The organism is Arthrobacter sp. GMC3 (genome assembly GCF_002929305.1).
GTDB lineage: Bacteria > Actinomycetota > Actinomycetes > Actinomycetales > Micrococcaceae > Specibacter.
The window spans coordinates 102,512-116,775 of sequence record NZ_PJIO01000004.1 but is presented as its reverse complement, the minus strand read 5'-3'; the positions used below and the strand labels follow the sequence as shown (position 1 = coordinate 116,775).

At 59.7% G+C, this 14,264-nt stretch carries 13 protein-coding genes; 3 read left to right on the top strand and 10 right to left on the bottom strand.

The features are described 5' to 3' along the window. Positions 1-14 precede the first annotated feature (14 nt). Positions 15-1,268 (bottom strand): MFS transporter, encoded by a 1,254-nt coding sequence (locus CXQ94_RS08980; RefSeq protein WP_104088790.1) that lies wholly within the window; start codon positions 1,266-1,268, stop codon positions 15-17. 91 nt (positions 1,269-1,359) lie between these two features. Continuing rightward, positions 1,360-2,118 carry a DeoR/GlpR family DNA-binding transcription regulator gene (locus CXQ94_RS08975; protein WP_104088787.1) on the bottom strand — a complete coding sequence of 253 codons (759 nt, stop codon included), beginning with the start codon at positions 2,116-2,118 and terminating at the stop codon, positions 1,360-1,362. 222 nt (positions 2,119-2,340) lie between these two features. Here CXQ94_RS08975 and CXQ94_RS08970 point away from each other — a divergent pair, with 222 nt between their 5' ends. Together CXQ94_RS08970 and CXQ94_RS08965 are read left to right on the top strand one after the other, a co-directional pair. Further along, positions 2,341-2,997 (top strand): HAD-IA family hydrolase, encoded by a 657-nt coding sequence (locus tag CXQ94_RS08970; RefSeq protein WP_181034143.1) that lies wholly within the window; start codon positions 2,341-2,343, stop codon positions 2,995-2,997. Positions 2,998-3,052: 55 nt separating this feature from the next. Then, positions 3,053-4,303, top strand: coding sequence for an MFS transporter (locus CXQ94_RS08965; RefSeq protein WP_219817022.1), 1,251 nt, complete (start codon positions 3,053-3,055; stop codon positions 4,301-4,303). A 76-nt stretch (positions 4,304-4,379) separates the two neighbouring features. On the opposite strand, the gene CXQ94_RS08960 is transcribed toward CXQ94_RS08965, so the two are convergent. The 8 genes from CXQ94_RS08960 to CXQ94_RS08925 form a co-directional block, all read right to left on the bottom strand. Beyond that, a complete protein-coding gene (locus tag CXQ94_RS08960; protein WP_104088782.1) occupies positions 4,380-5,249 on the bottom strand; it encodes a carbohydrate ABC transporter permease in 870 nt (289 codons plus the stop codon). Beyond that, positions 5,246-6,202, bottom strand: coding sequence for a carbohydrate ABC transporter permease (locus CXQ94_RS08955; RefSeq protein WP_104088779.1), 957 nt, complete (start codon positions 6,200-6,202; stop codon positions 5,246-5,248). Before CXQ94_RS08955 ends, CXQ94_RS08960 begins: the two co-directional genes overlap by 4 nt. 27 nt (positions 6,203-6,229) lie before the next feature. Continuing rightward, positions 6,230-7,393, bottom strand: a complete 1,164-nt coding sequence (locus CXQ94_RS08950) for an ABC transporter substrate-binding protein (protein ID WP_258066900.1) — start codon at positions 7,391-7,393, stop codon at positions 6,230-6,232. 292 nt (positions 7,394-7,685) lie between these two features. Next, the gene (locus CXQ94_RS08945; RefSeq protein WP_258066899.1) at positions 7,686-8,702 is read right to left on the bottom strand and encodes a hydroxyacid dehydrogenase; all 1,017 of its coding nucleotides are present in this window, start codon (positions 8,700-8,702) and stop codon (positions 7,686-7,688) included. A gap of 114 nt (positions 8,703-8,816) precedes the next feature. Continuing rightward, entirely contained in the window at positions 8,817-10,262 is a 1,446-nt protein-coding gene (locus CXQ94_RS08940) for an NAD-dependent succinate-semialdehyde dehydrogenase (protein WP_104088777.1), read from the bottom strand. Between the two features lie 481 nt (positions 10,263-10,743). Continuing rightward, positions 10,744-11,784, bottom strand: a complete 1,041-nt coding sequence (locus tag CXQ94_RS08935; RefSeq protein WP_219817013.1) for a LacI family DNA-binding transcriptional regulator — start codon at positions 11,782-11,784, stop codon at positions 10,744-10,746. A gap of 43 nt (positions 11,785-11,827) precedes the next feature. Beyond that, positions 11,828-12,487 (bottom strand): ThuA domain-containing protein, encoded by a 660-nt coding sequence (locus CXQ94_RS08930; protein ID WP_181034142.1) that lies wholly within the window; start codon positions 12,485-12,487, stop codon positions 11,828-11,830. Positions 12,488-12,863: 376 nt separating this feature from the next. Then, positions 12,864-13,718 (bottom strand): ATP-binding cassette domain-containing protein, encoded by an 855-nt coding sequence (locus CXQ94_RS08925; RefSeq protein WP_104088768.1) that lies wholly within the window; start codon positions 13,716-13,718, stop codon positions 12,864-12,866. Positions 13,719-13,789: 71 nt separating this feature from the next. Here CXQ94_RS08925 and CXQ94_RS08920 point away from each other — a divergent pair, with 71 nt between their 5' ends. Beyond that, positions 13,790-14,173, top strand: a complete 384-nt coding sequence (locus CXQ94_RS08920; RefSeq protein WP_104088765.1) for a hypothetical protein — start codon at positions 13,790-13,792, stop codon at positions 14,171-14,173. Positions 14,174-14,264 lie beyond the last annotated feature (91 nt).

Below are 14,264 nucleotides of genomic sequence, written 5' to 3'. Positions count from 1 at the left end.
GCTGCAGATGGGAACTAGTCTGACGTGGCTACGGACTGGCGAGATTTCTCACGACGGTCCATGACGAGCAGACCAATGACGGCAATGGCGGCGAAGGCTGCGGGAATAATGAAGACAAGGGGAAGTCCTATTGCGGCGACGCCTAGGCCACCGGCAAGTCCGCCAATCGCCGAGCTGACCGCCGTCGAACTGAGAAAGATTGCGGATGCTGTTGCTACGGCGGCGGGTAAGAGGCGCTGGGCAACGATGATTCCGAGTGCGGCGAACACACCCCAGACGGCGCCCATGAGGATTTGCCCGGCAAAAAGGCCGGCGGGAGTGCCAGTGGTGGCGAAGCAAATGTTCGCGGCCACACCGCAGGCTGCGGCGATAGCCATGAGCCGGGTCATGCCGATGCGGCGGCCAAAGATCACGGCAAGAGGCATAAGGGCAAGTTCGACGAGCGGCTGAATGCCAATGATCGCGCCGCTCAGTGCAGGAGCGAGATGTAACTGTTCGTTCATGTAGAGAGGGAGGTACGCATATTTCACCGACTCTCCCGCATAAACGCAAACGTACAGTGCCGTGAAGGCTAGTAGCGGCAGCATGGCACGGAAGGGCGGAGCCCCAGGGGGAAGTGCCGAAATTTCAGGCGCAGACGCCGGTGGGGTTCCACGGAGAGTTCCCAGGGGAATGATCTGCGCGAGCGTCGCAACGGCGACCACCACGAACATAGCGCGGAAGCCGGCATAGGCGGCAAGGAAGGACCCGAGTACGGGACCAATGACCCAGCCGGCGGTGAGTGCCATCCGCACGATCGCGACGACGCCGTCGTTGGCCGAAGTGGGGCGCGCGGCGAGCTGGTCATGAATCGCGGCGAACAGCTGGGATGTCGCAGCACCGGCGAACCCGAGCACGACGAAGCTGATAACGAAGGGCATCCACAGTTCGGTGGAGAACGCGATGCCCATCCATCCAGCGAATCCGGCGATGGCGCAGATTCGGAAGAGTCCAAGGCGTTTCCCGCTTCGGTCCGATCGCGATCCGACAACGTATCCGGCAATCGGGGCCGTGAGGTTGGTGAGGTAGTAGAGCCCGGCAACAGGGAGCGACGCGCCAAGCTCGGTGACCAGAAACGAGGCAATGAGGGGTGCGGCGGCGGAGATCCCCAGACCTGAGAGGAATAAGGCCAGCGTTGCTGCTTTGTAGAGCGGCTGTGCGAGCACCAGCCGCAGGGCCGAGGTTTTCGCGGCGTCGGTCACCACATCGACTGGTGATGTCCTGGTCATTGGGCGGCTCCTGAATATTTGCCATGAGTGTGGTGGTCGGACCACTGTGAGACGGTCTTCATTGAATTCTCCAGATGAGCGAGTACCGGCGTCAGACGGTGATGACTTCGACTCCCATGGCCCGGAGTTCATCAAGCACTTCAGCGGGGGCCGTCTCGTCGGTAACGACGACGTCGATGTCATGGAGGCTGCACGTTATGGACATTGCCGATCGAGTGAACTTCGCACCTTCAGCAATGAGCACGATTCGGCGTCCGGCGCCGATCATTGCACGTTTTGCGGCCGCATCCTCGAGGTCGTGTGCCGTGACGCCGTCGTCAATCGAGGCACCGCAGCAGCTGAGGAAGATCGTGTCGAAACGGAGCCCGCGGAGTGACTGCTCAACAAGGGGGCCCACGATCGAACCCTCTTCGGGATTCACCGAACCCCCGGGGAGAATAACGCGTGCGCTTGGGCTTCCGGCCAAGACTTCCAATGCCTGGACGCTGAATGGCATGACCGTCAGGCGGCGGGTAGCCAGATGACGGGCAACCTCGGTTGCCGTGGTTCCGCTGTCTACACACACAGCCTCGCCATCGACGACCAGGGCGGCAGCTGCAGCACCGATCCGCTCCTTCGCCGTGGCGTTCTCGAGCCGGCGCATAGCGTAGGGCAGGCCTTCCCCGCGCATTCGCACGCTCACCGCTCCACCGCGCACGCGGCGAAGGATGCCGGCTCGGGCGAGTTGGTCGAGGTCTCGGCGGACCGTGACCTCGGAAACCGAGAACGCGGACGCCACTTCGGAGACCTCCACGCGGCCACGCGACTGAAGTGTTTCGAGGATGGCTTCATGCCTGGTGTTTCCACTCATGCTCCAAACATACACGGAAAATGTTCATTTGAAGTCTCTGCGGAAATATGCCTTACATTCAGCGCATTCTTGCTGCACGCGCTAACAAAAGTTAGCCCACTCATCGCCCTGAGTCCGACAGAATATGCCCCCGACCGTACTTCGCACATTTCTAATGTTCGTTCATACATGTATCATGAATGTTCTGTCGTATGGTGCGGCTTGGAAAGGCGGTTGATTGTGGTGACGAAGCATCTGCTTGTTGACTTCGGGGAAGTGATCAGTGCGGCGCAGCCCGCGGTCACGGTCAAGGAGATGGCCGATCTGGTTTGCATCCCTGTCGATGTGTTCCGGGAACGGTATTGGGCTTTCCGTGAGCCCTACGACAGAGGCCAGTCCGCTCATGAGTATTGGGAAAAAGTCATCGGCCGGTCCGTGCGTGCATCCGAACTCATGGAGCTCCGGCGGCGGGACCTCGAGAGCTGGACACATCTGAACTTCGCGACGATTAATGCGCTGCGGGATGCACATCGAAGGGGTGCCCATTTGACGCTGTTGTCGAACGCGCCGAATGATCTCGCTAGGGAGATCGGCCAGTGGGCGGTAATGAAGCAAACCTTCTCAACGCTGCTCTTCAGCGCCCAGCTGCGGTTGACGAAACCATCGGAGGAAATCTTCGCCGTCGCACTGTCACGAGCAGAAAGGACGCCGGAGGAAACACTGTTCATCGATGATCGCCAGGAGAACCTGCGCGCAGCCCAAGCCCGAGGAATTCAGACCCATCACTTCACCACAGCCGAAGATCTCCTCACTTTGCTGCGCGGCATCGACTTCTTGCCTACCAGCAAGGAGCGCCGCTCAAAGCTACGACCCTTGCCTCGCCTGCGGGCCCGACTTTGACAACTAGCCCCATAGCCACACTCGAAAGCCTCTCGAAAGGCAACCCATGAATCGAATGCACTCTCCACCGCCCACCACAGAAGTCCGCCGCGCGCGCATCGCCGTTGCCGCCCTCTTTCTGACCAATGGTGCCCTGTTCGCAAACATCATCCCCCGCTTCCCTGGCATCAAAGCCGATCTCGCTCTGGACAATGCCGCTTACGGCCTGGCCATTGCGGCGTTCCCTGCTGGCGCCATTGTGGCCGGGCTCGCGGCGGGGACCCTGATCCGCAGGCTCGGCTCCGCCCGGGCCGCCGTAGTCGGCACGATCCTCACCGCGCTGGGCACGGTGCTCGCCGGCTTCGCGCCATCGCTCCCTCTCTTCGTCGGAGCGCTCCTGTTTGCTGGGGCGATGGATGCGATCACCGATGTCGCCCAGAACACCCACGGATTGCGTGTTCAACGCCGCTTCGGCCGGTCGATCATTAACTCTTTCCATGCGATCTGGTCCATCGGAGCCGTGCTCGGCGGCGCAATGGCTGCTGCCGCGATCGCGCTGGGCATTCCCCGCTCCATTCACCTTTCCATTGCCGCCGCACTCTTGGCCACCGTCGCCCTGATCGCGCTCCGCTACTGCCTCCCAGGCAAAGATGAGGACGCAACTCTCGCGGCTGCCACAACGGAGAAGGCCCCAGCTGTGCGCTTGCGCGGCCTCTTCAGTCCACGCCTCACCATCACGGTTATTGCCCTGGTCATCATCGCCATTGCAGGAACGCTGGTCGAAGATGCGGGTTCAACCTGGGCCGCCGTCTATCTCGGCGGCGAGCTGGGGGCGCCCGCGGCAATCGCCGCGACAGGCTTTATCGCTCTGGTGGGAGCCCAATTCGTTGGACGGCTTATCGGAGACCGTCTGGTCGATCGGTTCGGACAGCAAAGTGTCGCCCGCGCCGGTGGACTCATAGCAGCAGTTGGAATGGGTGCTGCCCTGATTGCACCCTCGATCCCCGGAACCGTACTTGGCTTTGCCGCCGCCGGCTTCGGCGTAGCTACTCTTGTCCCCGCAGCCATGCAGGAAGCCGACGAACTTCCTGGCCTCCGAGCAGGCACAGGTGTCACCCTTGTCTCCTGGCTGATGCGGCTTGGCTTCCTGCTTTCACCGCCGATTGTCGGGCTCATCGCCGACACTGCGGGTCTGCGAGCCGGGCTCCTCGTCGTCCCACTCGCCGGAATCCTCGCCGTCGCGCTTGCGGGGGTTCTCAGCGGCAAAGCCAAGCCACCCGAGAACGCCTCCCCCATTCCAGTTTCGGAAAGCACCCATGGAGGCTAGGCTAGGGGCCGTTGCCGAGTTGAGAGCCTGTCCATGGGCGTTGGCGAAGACAAGTCCTTCGAAGACGCGGAGCCACTTAGCTCTTGACTCCACCGCTGAGCATGTCGATGCGCCAGTAGCGCTGCAGGGAAAGGAAGAGGGCTACTACGGGGATAATTGATACCAGCGCTCCGGTAATTACGAGGGAGTAAAGCGCTGCTTGTCCGCCGCTGACGCGGAGCATCCCGTAGAGACCGAGTGTCAGGGGGTAGAGCTTGTCATCACTGAGCATGATGAACGGCAGCAGGAAATTGTTCCAGATGCCGATGAACTGCAGCAGGAACACCGTTACCAGCGCTGGTGTCATCATGCGCAGCCCCACCGAGACGAAAATGCGGAACTCGCTGCCACCGTCGATGCGGGCAGCCTCCATGATCTCGTCTGGAACGGATGATTCGGCGTAAATTTTGCACAGGTAGATCGCGAACGGGCTCACGACGAGTGGCAGCAGCACTGAAAAGTAGCTGTTGGTGAGGCCGAATTGAGCCAGCAGGAGGTACTGAGGGATCGCGAGCATGATGGAGGGCAGTAGAACACCCGCCACTATCAAGCGAAAGGTGAGCTTGCTGCCTCGAAAGCTGTACTTCGCCAGCGCGTACCCGGCAGAGGCAGCGATCACGGTCGAGAGAAGCCCCCCGCCGACGGCGTAAATGACCGAGTTTCCTGCCCACCGCAGAAAGATCCCGTCACGATAGGCGAACAGGCCGGTGAGATTTTCCCACAGCCCTCCGTTGAAGGAGGGCAGGTAGGCGGCCGTGTTGAAAAGTTCGGATTTCGACTTGGTCGAGGCGATGAGAATCCACAGCACCGGCAAGATGCAGTAAGCCGCACCTACGAACAGGACCAGCGTCGGAATGAGGTTGATACGCTTCGAAGCGCCAACTGAAGAGTATTGGAGAGTGCTCACTTGTTTGCCTTTCCGAGGCGCCTGCCGACCGCATTCACGACGACGGTCGCGCCAACAGTCAGGGCCACGAGCAGAAGAGCGGAGGCCGCCCCCTGGTAGATGTTGTTGGTAACGAATGCGTCGCTGTAGACCTTCATCAGCGGTACCCAGCTTGAGGTGATGGCATTGGCAAGGGGGCGGAGAGTTGTTGGTTCGTTGAACAGCTGCAGCGCCCCCAGCACAGAGAACAGCCCACACATCACCAGCGCTGGTCGAATGAGGGGGAGCTTGATCTTCAGTGCAATCTGCAGCTCGGATGCCCCGTCAAGCTGGGCGGCGTCGTACAGCTCGGCCGGGAGTCCCCGAATGGCCGTGTAGAGGATGATCATGTTGAATCCGACCACGCCCCACACGGCGATGTTCGCTACCGAAAAGAAGATCGTCGTCGAACCGAAGTAGTCGATTACGCCGCCGCCGATCGGGCTCGTCGCTGGCATGTAAAGGAATCCCCACAGCAGAGAGGCCACTACGCCAGGAACTGCGTAGGGGATGAAAATCGCAATACGAGTAAAACCTGTCAGCCTCGCGCGTTTCGCATCAAGACAAAGGGCGAAGACGGTCGCGAGGATAAGTGTTGCTGGCACTCCCACCACCGCGACCGTCAACATCCTTGTGATGCTGGCCCAAAACTCCGAGTCCGTCAGCGCTGCTACATAGTTGTTCAATCCGACAAAGATCTCCTGGGTGCCACCGCCCAGAAGTCCCCCGGTCACCTTCCTGCCCATGAAGCTGAGCACGAAGGCGTAAATTGCCGGGGCGACAGTGATGATGGCCATGAGCACAACTGCTGGCATGACAAGGAACACCGGCAGTGCGCTCGAACGCAGTTTCTTGCGCTTGGGTGGCAACAAGCGGTTCGAGGTACGTCTGTCACTATCCAGAACAGTGCTTGGCTTTTCAGTGGCTGTCGTCATTGTCTAATCCTTAGCGCCGGCGGGTAACTACTTGGAGAGGGTGAAGCCCAGCTTCGTCATGTCATCGACTGTGGTCTTTTGCATGGAAGTGAGTGCGGCGCTCAGTGAGGTGCCGTTCTGCAATGCTGTAGAGAAGCCATCTCGGTAGGCACCAAAGGTAAGCGTTGCGTTCGGTCCCCAGATGTCGAAACTTCGAGCGCTCGGGGCGATTTGGCCAATCATCTTGTAATAGTCGGGCTGGTTCGACATGAATACTGGCGGCTTGTCGAGTTCAGGCAGCGATCGTCCTTTGGTGGCCGCAGGATAGATATTGATTGTTTTTATCTGCGCGGCAAGCGCCTCCTCGCTGGTATTGAGCCAGTCCAAGAACTTTGCGGATTGTTCGGGGTGCTTGGAGTTGGTTGTCACGGCCATCGCCGCCCCGCCCCAGATTCCCGTTGTGGCGTCACCAGCTTTCCAGGCAGGAAGCGGAGCCGCGGCCCACTTCCCAGCCGTGTCAGCTGCGATGTTGGGGAGCTGGGCTGGTGCCCATGCGGCACTGATCCAACCGACCAGCGTTCCGTCATTCATCTCCGCACTCCACTGCGTGGACCAAAACGGGTCACGTTTGATGACGCCCTCTTTAACTAAGCCCTCCCAGTAGTCGGCTACCTTTGTGCTCGCCTTGTCGTTCACGGCGACTGTCCACGTGCCGTCCTTGGTGCTCCACCAATTGGCTCCGGCCTGCTGAGAAAGACCTGCGAACCAGCCTGGGTCTCCACCGCTGAAAGTACCCAGGAACTGCTTGGGGTTTGCCGCATTTACTGCGCGTGCAACTTGGGCGTACTCATCCCAGGAAGTGGGAACTTTCAGGCCCAGCGAGTCCAGGACATCCTTGCGGTAGAAGAAGACGAGTGGGGCAAAATCCTGCGGAACACCGTAGATTTTTTCTTCGAACTTCACTTGGGCAAGTGCTGAGGCATCGAACTTTGACGCTATGTCTGGGACGTATCCCCCAATATCGACGACGACGCTGTTTGAGATAAGAGCTGGCAGCGATTGGTACTCAACCTTGACGATGTCGGGGTTGGCTCCGGCTTTGTTCTGCGTGATGAATTTCGTGACAAGCTCATCCGCTCCTTGGCTTGGCACCACAAGGGAGACATGGATGTCCGGATTTGCGGCGTTCCAGATGTTAACGATCGAGTCCATGTGGGGGTCCCACGAAACGAAAGTAAGATCCACGGGCCCGCTGCTGCCTCCCGAGCTGGACGGAGAATTTGTACTGCAACCGCTAATTAGGGTTCCGACGGCGAGCGAAGCGCCGAGGGATGCGGCAACCGATAGTAGGGCACGTCTTTTCATTTTGGGCATCTCCTTTGATGGGTTTTTGGTGCAGCTATTGTGGTGCTTGCCTTGCTGGCGTGTGGGCTTGGTCAACACATCCAAGAGCATCGGAATGCGTATTCCCATACGGCTTTCATAGGTGGTCCGGCTGCGGCGGCTACGCCATGGCGGCAAGGTCCTGTTTGTTCACGGGATAGGCCGCCTCGAAGCCCCTGGAAAACAACTCAACTTCGCGCACGACGCTCTCCCCGAGCCGTCGTACTTCATTGCCCAGGGCGCCCGCCACATGTGGGGTGAGCATCACCCCGGGCAAGGTGCGAAGAACGTGCGACTCCGGTAGCGGTTCCGGATCGGTGACATCAAGGATGGCCCGGATGCCTCGGTTGCGCACGGCCGCGATGAGTGCCCTCTGGTCGACAATCGGCGCACGCGCCGTATTGATGAACGTGGATCCTGGTGCCAGCAGAGCCAGCTCCCGCTCCCCCACCATGCCAATCGTGCTCGGCAGGAGTGGGACGTGCGCGCTCACGATCGACGATCTGGCAAACAGCTCATCGAGCCCGACTTGGTGGGCGAGGGCGAGTATCGGGTCATCTTTACTGATGATGGGGTCGTAGAGGAGGACGTCGAAATCGAACTCGGAGAGAAGCCTAATCACGAGCCGGCCCACCGTTGACGCACCAATAATGCCGACCGTCCTGCGGTAGTTGCCTACCGGCGCATTGCCCGGATGGGCAGTCAAGGACTCCGCGGTTTCCTCATGCGGCAAGTGCGGGAGCACGCCCTTGCCAGCGAGCAAAATCATGCCGATTGTGTACTCAGCTACTGGCCAGGCATTCACCGCCGCCGAAGTCGTCACTCTAATTCCGCGGTCCCAAACCTCCGGGAGCAGATGGCCCTTGACTGTACCGGCGGCATGGAAAATGGCCCGGAGCTTGGGCATAAGTTCGAGTTCCAAGGCACCGATTCTCGGCGCTCCCCATCCGGTAATGAGCACTTCAAGCTCGGCCAGCATAGCTGGATCGGCTGATGCAAAGTCATTGATCGGGTGACTGCTGCACATATCCAATCGAGCACGCAGTCTCCCTTGACTCTCGGCGTCGAAGAGGGCCATCGGCAAGTGGGCGTCCATTGCGAATGCAGCGGCCGTCATGGCCGTTGAGGTATCCGACATAAATTCTTCCATTTCCTGGTGAACTGATTGTCAATGCGCCATGGCACTGAAAAATTGCAAGGAGGTCCTAGTGAAATGGCCAGCTGAGTCCTGACCGGAGCTGAGGAGCGGGCCCTAGCCCTGAGAGATGAGCTTCCGAACCAGGTACTCCTCGACTGCCTCCGGGCCTCCCTCGGAGCCGTAACCGCTTTCCTTTCGGCCGCCGAAAAAGGTGTCCCGGGCGCCGACTCCGAATCGATTGACACTGACCATCCCGGCATCAAGGAGGTGAGGCACCCGGAGGGCGCGGTCCGCAGAGCCGGTGAAAAGATACGCGGCCAACCCGTAGGGCAAGCCGTTTGCCCTCGCTATGACCTCTTCCTCGTCCGTAAAGGTACTCGTGACAGCAATAGGCCCGAACGGTTCCTCGTGCATGACTTTGGCACTGTCAGGAACGCGGGCAATCAGTGTCGGGCTCCAGAAATAACCGACGTCGGAGTTGCCCCGACCTCCGGTCATAAGACGGCCACCCCGGGCGACCGCATCGTCAATAAGGGGCGCCATTGCATCGAAGCGTCGCGCGTTGGCCAGTGGCCCCATTTGCGTGCTCTCCGAGAATCCTTCGCCGACTGCAACGCTCTCCAGGAGCGCCGCGAATTTATCGACGAAGCGGTCGTGGATCGACTCATGCACGTAAAAACGGATGGGTGACCCGCATGACTGCCCGGTGTTGTGAATCTTGGCTCCGAGCGCCTGCTCCGCCACCCTGTCTACATCAACATCGTCAAAGATGATGACAGGGGCGTGCCCGCCGAGCTCAAGCATCGCTGGCTTGGCATACCCTCCGGCAAGCTGTGCGAGATGTTTGCCCACCTGTGTGGATCCCGTAAAAGAAACTTTCCGGATGACCGGTGAGGCGATGAGTCGTGAGGAGATTTTGGCTGGGTCACCGAACATCATACTCAGGACGCCGTCAGGTAGTCCGGCGTCGACAAGTGCGTGCGCTAAGGCAAGTGCACTTGCCGGTGTCTCCTCTGCCGGCTTGATGATGACTGGGCAGCCGGCCGCGAGTGCCGCGGCAACTTTGCGGCCAGGTACGGTGAGCGGGTAATTCCATGGTGTGAAGGCAGCCACCGGACCCACAGGCTCCGAGATCAAGAGCATCCGTCCATCTTCTGCCCCGCCGGGGAATACAGTGCCGAACCGTCGTGGCGCATCGGTCGCTAGCGAATCCATGATGTCGGCGGTGTAGGCGACTTCGCCGCGAGAGTCTTGGAACGGTTTGCCGTTCTCCAGCGTCATGGCATGGGCGATGGCGTCTGTGCGCTCTCGCAGGAGTGCAGCTGCGCGCATGAGGACAGCTGCCCGCTCATGAGGCGAGGTGTCCCGCCATATCTGTGCGGCTCGATCCGCGCCGGCCAGTGCCCGGTCAATGTCATCGTCTGTAGCAACCGGAACCAAGCCAATCGTGCTGCGATCGGCAGGATTCTCGACGGAAATCCCTGCCCGTTCCTCAACCGAAATCCAGCGTCCATCAATGAGGAGGTGTAGTTCGGGATAGGTTCCGGATACGGTCGTCATCGTCACGTCGTCGATCTCCTTGCAGCATATTTCACTTTGGAATGCGCATGCAGAAAATCTGCCGCACGTCTAAAAACACGCTAATTCACCCTTGTATCCATGTCAAGCATGCGCATTCCAAATGTTTCGAATATTACCAACTTCGTTCACGAACATCCCTGTCGGTCCCCGTCCACGATCCGCAATTGTTACGTTCGTCGTCGATTCAAGGGCGAATGCCGGCCAGTGGGTCACCAAGGCAATGACGGCGGCGGTCGGCGACATGACGCATGCCGTCGGCATCGCCTGAAAAGCAAGGACTTATTGCGGCAAAGCACGTGACATTGACGCTGGCTACGAAGGTGCGGCCACAAAGTAACGGGACCGGCAGACGGTCCAGCCGGCGGTTGCTGACGGCAGCTTGGATCGCGTCGTCGAAGTCGCACGTTGCGATATTTCGCAGCGCCGTCCCCACCACCGAGGAGTGGGTTCCGCTAAGGAATCAGTTGATGCGCGGCGTCGAATCCCGGAGCACCACCGTCGCGGGAATCATCAAAGCGGGTGGCGCCTCACCTATGATGCGCGAGACAACCTCGTTGCCCACTTCGGCAATAGGGACCCGCACTGTTGTAAGGCCCGGAACAATGTCACGCAAGGTGCGTATGTCATCGAATCCTGCGACGGCGATATCCTCCGGGACACGAAGGCCCCGGCCCCTCAGCCCGGCAATGGCACCCAACGCCATCTCGTCGTTCACGGCAAAAATGACACGCCTTGTTGTAAGAACGCTGTCTTCTAGTTTGCTGACAGCCCCGAACCCGCCATCCCAGCTAAATGCCGAGTACGTGATGTTTGCATCAGACAGAGTGATTCCGCGATCGGCGAGGCCCGCTTTGAATCCCTCGATCCGGTCCTGGGTGGCAACGAGCGCCTTCTCGCCGCCCAGGACGTGATAGTCCTGGTAGCCAAGACGGCTGAGCGCGGTGGCGAGACGTCTCGCGCCACCGAAATTATCGAGGTCGACGGAATCGAAGGGCAGGTCTTTACGGCTGACGAGCACCACCCTGCCCCCTTGTTCCTCATACATCGTCAACTCCCTGACCAAGGCGTCAGAGAGGTTAGCGTCAACGTAGCCGCTTCCGGCAAGGACTATAGCCCTGGCATGCTGGCCGCGCAGCTCCCGGACGAGCTCGATCTCACGCTCGACCCGCCGCCCGGTAACGGCAATTGTCACGCGAAGCCCCGGCTTCTCGGCACTGGCCATGACAGCGGCAACCATGGAGGAAAAATATGCGTCCGCAATGTCGCTCACCAAAAGTGCCACTGTGGTTGTGGTTCCCCGCGCAACGGCCTGGGCCTGGACATTGGCTGTGTAGTGAAGCCGGGCCGCCGCATCGAGAACTTTGCGTTCAAGCCCGGCTTTCACGTGGCGGTCGCTGCCGTTGAGGACGCGCGAAGCAGTTGATTGTGAGACTCCCGCGGCATTGGCAACGTCGGTCAGAGTGACCGGGCGAGAGTGACTGTTCATTTGAGGTCGTGCCATGGGATTACACCTTCTACAGGCCGGTTGTGCCCAAAATAGTAGTTCATCGTTTGTTCCCCTGTGGCAGGGAGGACTCCGGCAATAGCCAGCGAGCCAAATCGGTAAGCATTTTGCGGTGCCCCGCGTTCTTGAACGATTGAGCGCTGTGGCCCAGTGCCGAGTACGCGACTCGACCGCTGCCTGATTCCTTGACCCAGACGAGCGGGTGCCTCACCCCTCCGCGCTCGTGCCAGGCGACCTCACGTGGTCGCCCCACAGTGACTAGATCGGTATAGAACTCGTCGTGGAGGCGGAACCGACTTTCGTTTGGGGCCCCAATTCCTCTGAAAGAAACTTCGCCTTCTCCTTCATCCGGATGCCAAGTAAAATCTTCGACCCATGAGCCGCCAATAATCGACCGCCAGATCTCAGAATGGCCAAGACCAACCGCCGAGGAATGCACCGCGAGTATGGCGCCACCGGCCTCAACATACGTGGTGAGTCGGTTCACAATAGGATCGGCATCGGCGCGGATGGTGCCCAGATTGATCACGACGAGTGCAAACTCATTGGTATCGGTGGGGAGTTGCGGTGGCGCATCGGTGATGCGCGTCGTGATGCCTAGCGAGACGAGGATCGTCCGGATTTGTTCCGTTGTGGAGGGCAAGTCATGCCACTCGTCACGGAAGGAGTCGACGTCGGACAGAATGAGCGCGGCGGTCACGCCAGCGTTTCCTCGAAAAACCGTTCCTGAGGTCTTGTACGCTCTGAAGTCGCAGAAACAACATGATGAGGGGCGGGCATGCCTCAAGTATGTCATCCGCCACTGAACTTGCTGGCGCACTGCCACGTATTTGCATCGATCGTTTCAATTCAGTAGTGCCGTCATTTCCGTTCCGGAATTCTCCAAACCGCCGAAGGCAGGGGCGTGGGACTGTATTCACGACGTCGAACGCGGCAGACGTCCAGTAGTTCTTCCGAACACTCCGCTAGAAAGGTGGGAAGTAGCGCCGCATGCGGCACTACTTCCCACCTCTGGGCAACGACGCAAGAATGTCCCCTTGCCGCCGTCAAAGCTGAACGGCGCCTTCGGACGGTCGTCAGCCGACTCCCAGTTCTGCTGTAGCTCCGCGAGTTCCTGACATCGCACCGAGGAGCTCCCGGCTGTAGGCCTCCTTCGGATCGTTGAACAGTTCCTCTGTTAGGCCCCGTTCAACAACTTTTCCGCGACGCATGACCAGCACCTCATCGGCGATCATTCGCACCACGGCGAGGTCGTGGGAGATGAAAAGGTAGCTGAGATTGAATTCATCCTGGAGCTTCGCCAGAAGGTCAAGAATCTGCGCCTGCACCAAAACGTCAAGTGCAGAGACCGGTTCGTCGCAGATGATCAGTTCCGGGTTGAGCGCCAAGGAGCGGGCGATCGCAACGCGCTGTCGCTGACCGCCGGAAAGCTCCGAGGAATAGCGATCAAACATGGATTGATCCAGTGAAACCATGTCGAGCAGTTCACGGGCCTTGGCTTCGCGAGAGATGCGGTTGCCGATCCCGTGAATCTTGAGCGGTTCCTGCAGCACCTCGCCGATCGACGCCATGGGGTTCAATGACGAGTACGGGTCCTGGAAGATTGGCTGCACTCGCTTGCGGAGCTTTTTGAGCTCGCGACCACTGAGGCTCGCGATGGCGGTCCCCTGGAAGTCGATGGAACCGCTGGTGGGATCATCGAGCCGCAACACCATTCGTGCGGTCGTGGACTTTCCGGAACCGGACTCGCCCACAATGGCCAGGGTACTCCCGCGTTTCATGGAGAAACTGACGTCGTCGACAGGTTTGAACTCGAGTCGCTTCTTGGTGACGGCGTTGCGTACCCGGAATACTTTCGAAAGGTTCGAGACCGTCAGGATCGGCTGCTGCTCTGCCTCGGCGTTGTCCGTTGAGGGCTTCTTCAAACGCACCGAGGTAGTGGAGGGGGCCGAGTTGACCAGCTTCTGGCCGGAGTAGCGTTCATCGACGCTTCACCTCGATTGTGAACTCCAATAAGGTGTCGCTGCGTTGCGATGTTTCGGCCGAGGAGGTTGGGTTTCCGGTCTCGGTGGCTCTCTGGTGCAGATTGTCTGCCGATCACATTGCCACTCTTGCCATTAAGTTCGGCACGAAGCCGGGGGGTGCGGCATTCCCGGAAATTCGCTCAACCATCGTGACCTCCGGCGAAACCAACCTCCACCTCACCCTGTGGTTGCGGTCTGTGGAACACCTCCAGGACGTGGAAGTCCGCCTGGCCAAACTTGGCTCGGAACTGGTGATCGTCGATCGTTCCATTGCTCTTTCAACCGCCAAACGCTTCGGTGCGGTCCTCGAAAATGGCCACCGGGTACGCACCGTTCCACCGGAAACGGTGGACGCGGCTTAGCATTTGTCGAACAGCGCACGACGGCGTCCGGGCCACCTTTGCGATATTTGCAGCGAATCGGCGTTGTTAGCGGCGGGCTAGGGCAGACAAA

Excerpts from the sequence above, each read along its gene's own strand:
- CXQ94_RS08980 (WP_104088790.1), bottom strand. The coding sequence starts at position 1,268 with ATGACCAGGACATCACCAGTCGATGTGGTGACCGACGCCGCGAAAACC.
- CXQ94_RS08975 (WP_104088787.1), bottom strand. The coding sequence starts at position 2,118 with ATGAGTGGAAACACCAGGCATGAAGCCATCCTCGAAACACTTCAGTCG.
- CXQ94_RS08965 (WP_219817022.1), top strand. The coding sequence starts at position 3,053 with ATGCACTCTCCACCGCCCACCACAGAAGTCCGCCGCGCGCGCATCGCC.
- CXQ94_RS08955 (WP_104088779.1), bottom strand. The coding sequence starts at position 6,202 with ATGACGACAGCCACTGAAAAGCCAAGCACTGTTCTGGATAGTGACAGA.
- CXQ94_RS08950 (WP_258066900.1), bottom strand. The coding sequence starts at position 7,393 with ATGGACTCGATCGTTAACATCTGGAACGCCGCAAATCCGGACATCCAT.
- CXQ94_RS08945 (WP_258066899.1), bottom strand. The coding sequence starts at position 8,702 with ATGTCGGATACCTCAACGGCCATGACGGCCGCTGCATTCGCAATGGAC.
- CXQ94_RS08940 (WP_104088777.1), bottom strand. The coding sequence starts at position 10,262 with ATGACGACCGTATCCGGAACCTATCCCGAACTACACCTCCTCATTGAT.
- CXQ94_RS08935 (WP_219817013.1), bottom strand. The coding sequence starts at position 11,784 with ATGGCACGACCTCAAATGAACAGTCACTCTCGCCCGGTCACTCTGACC.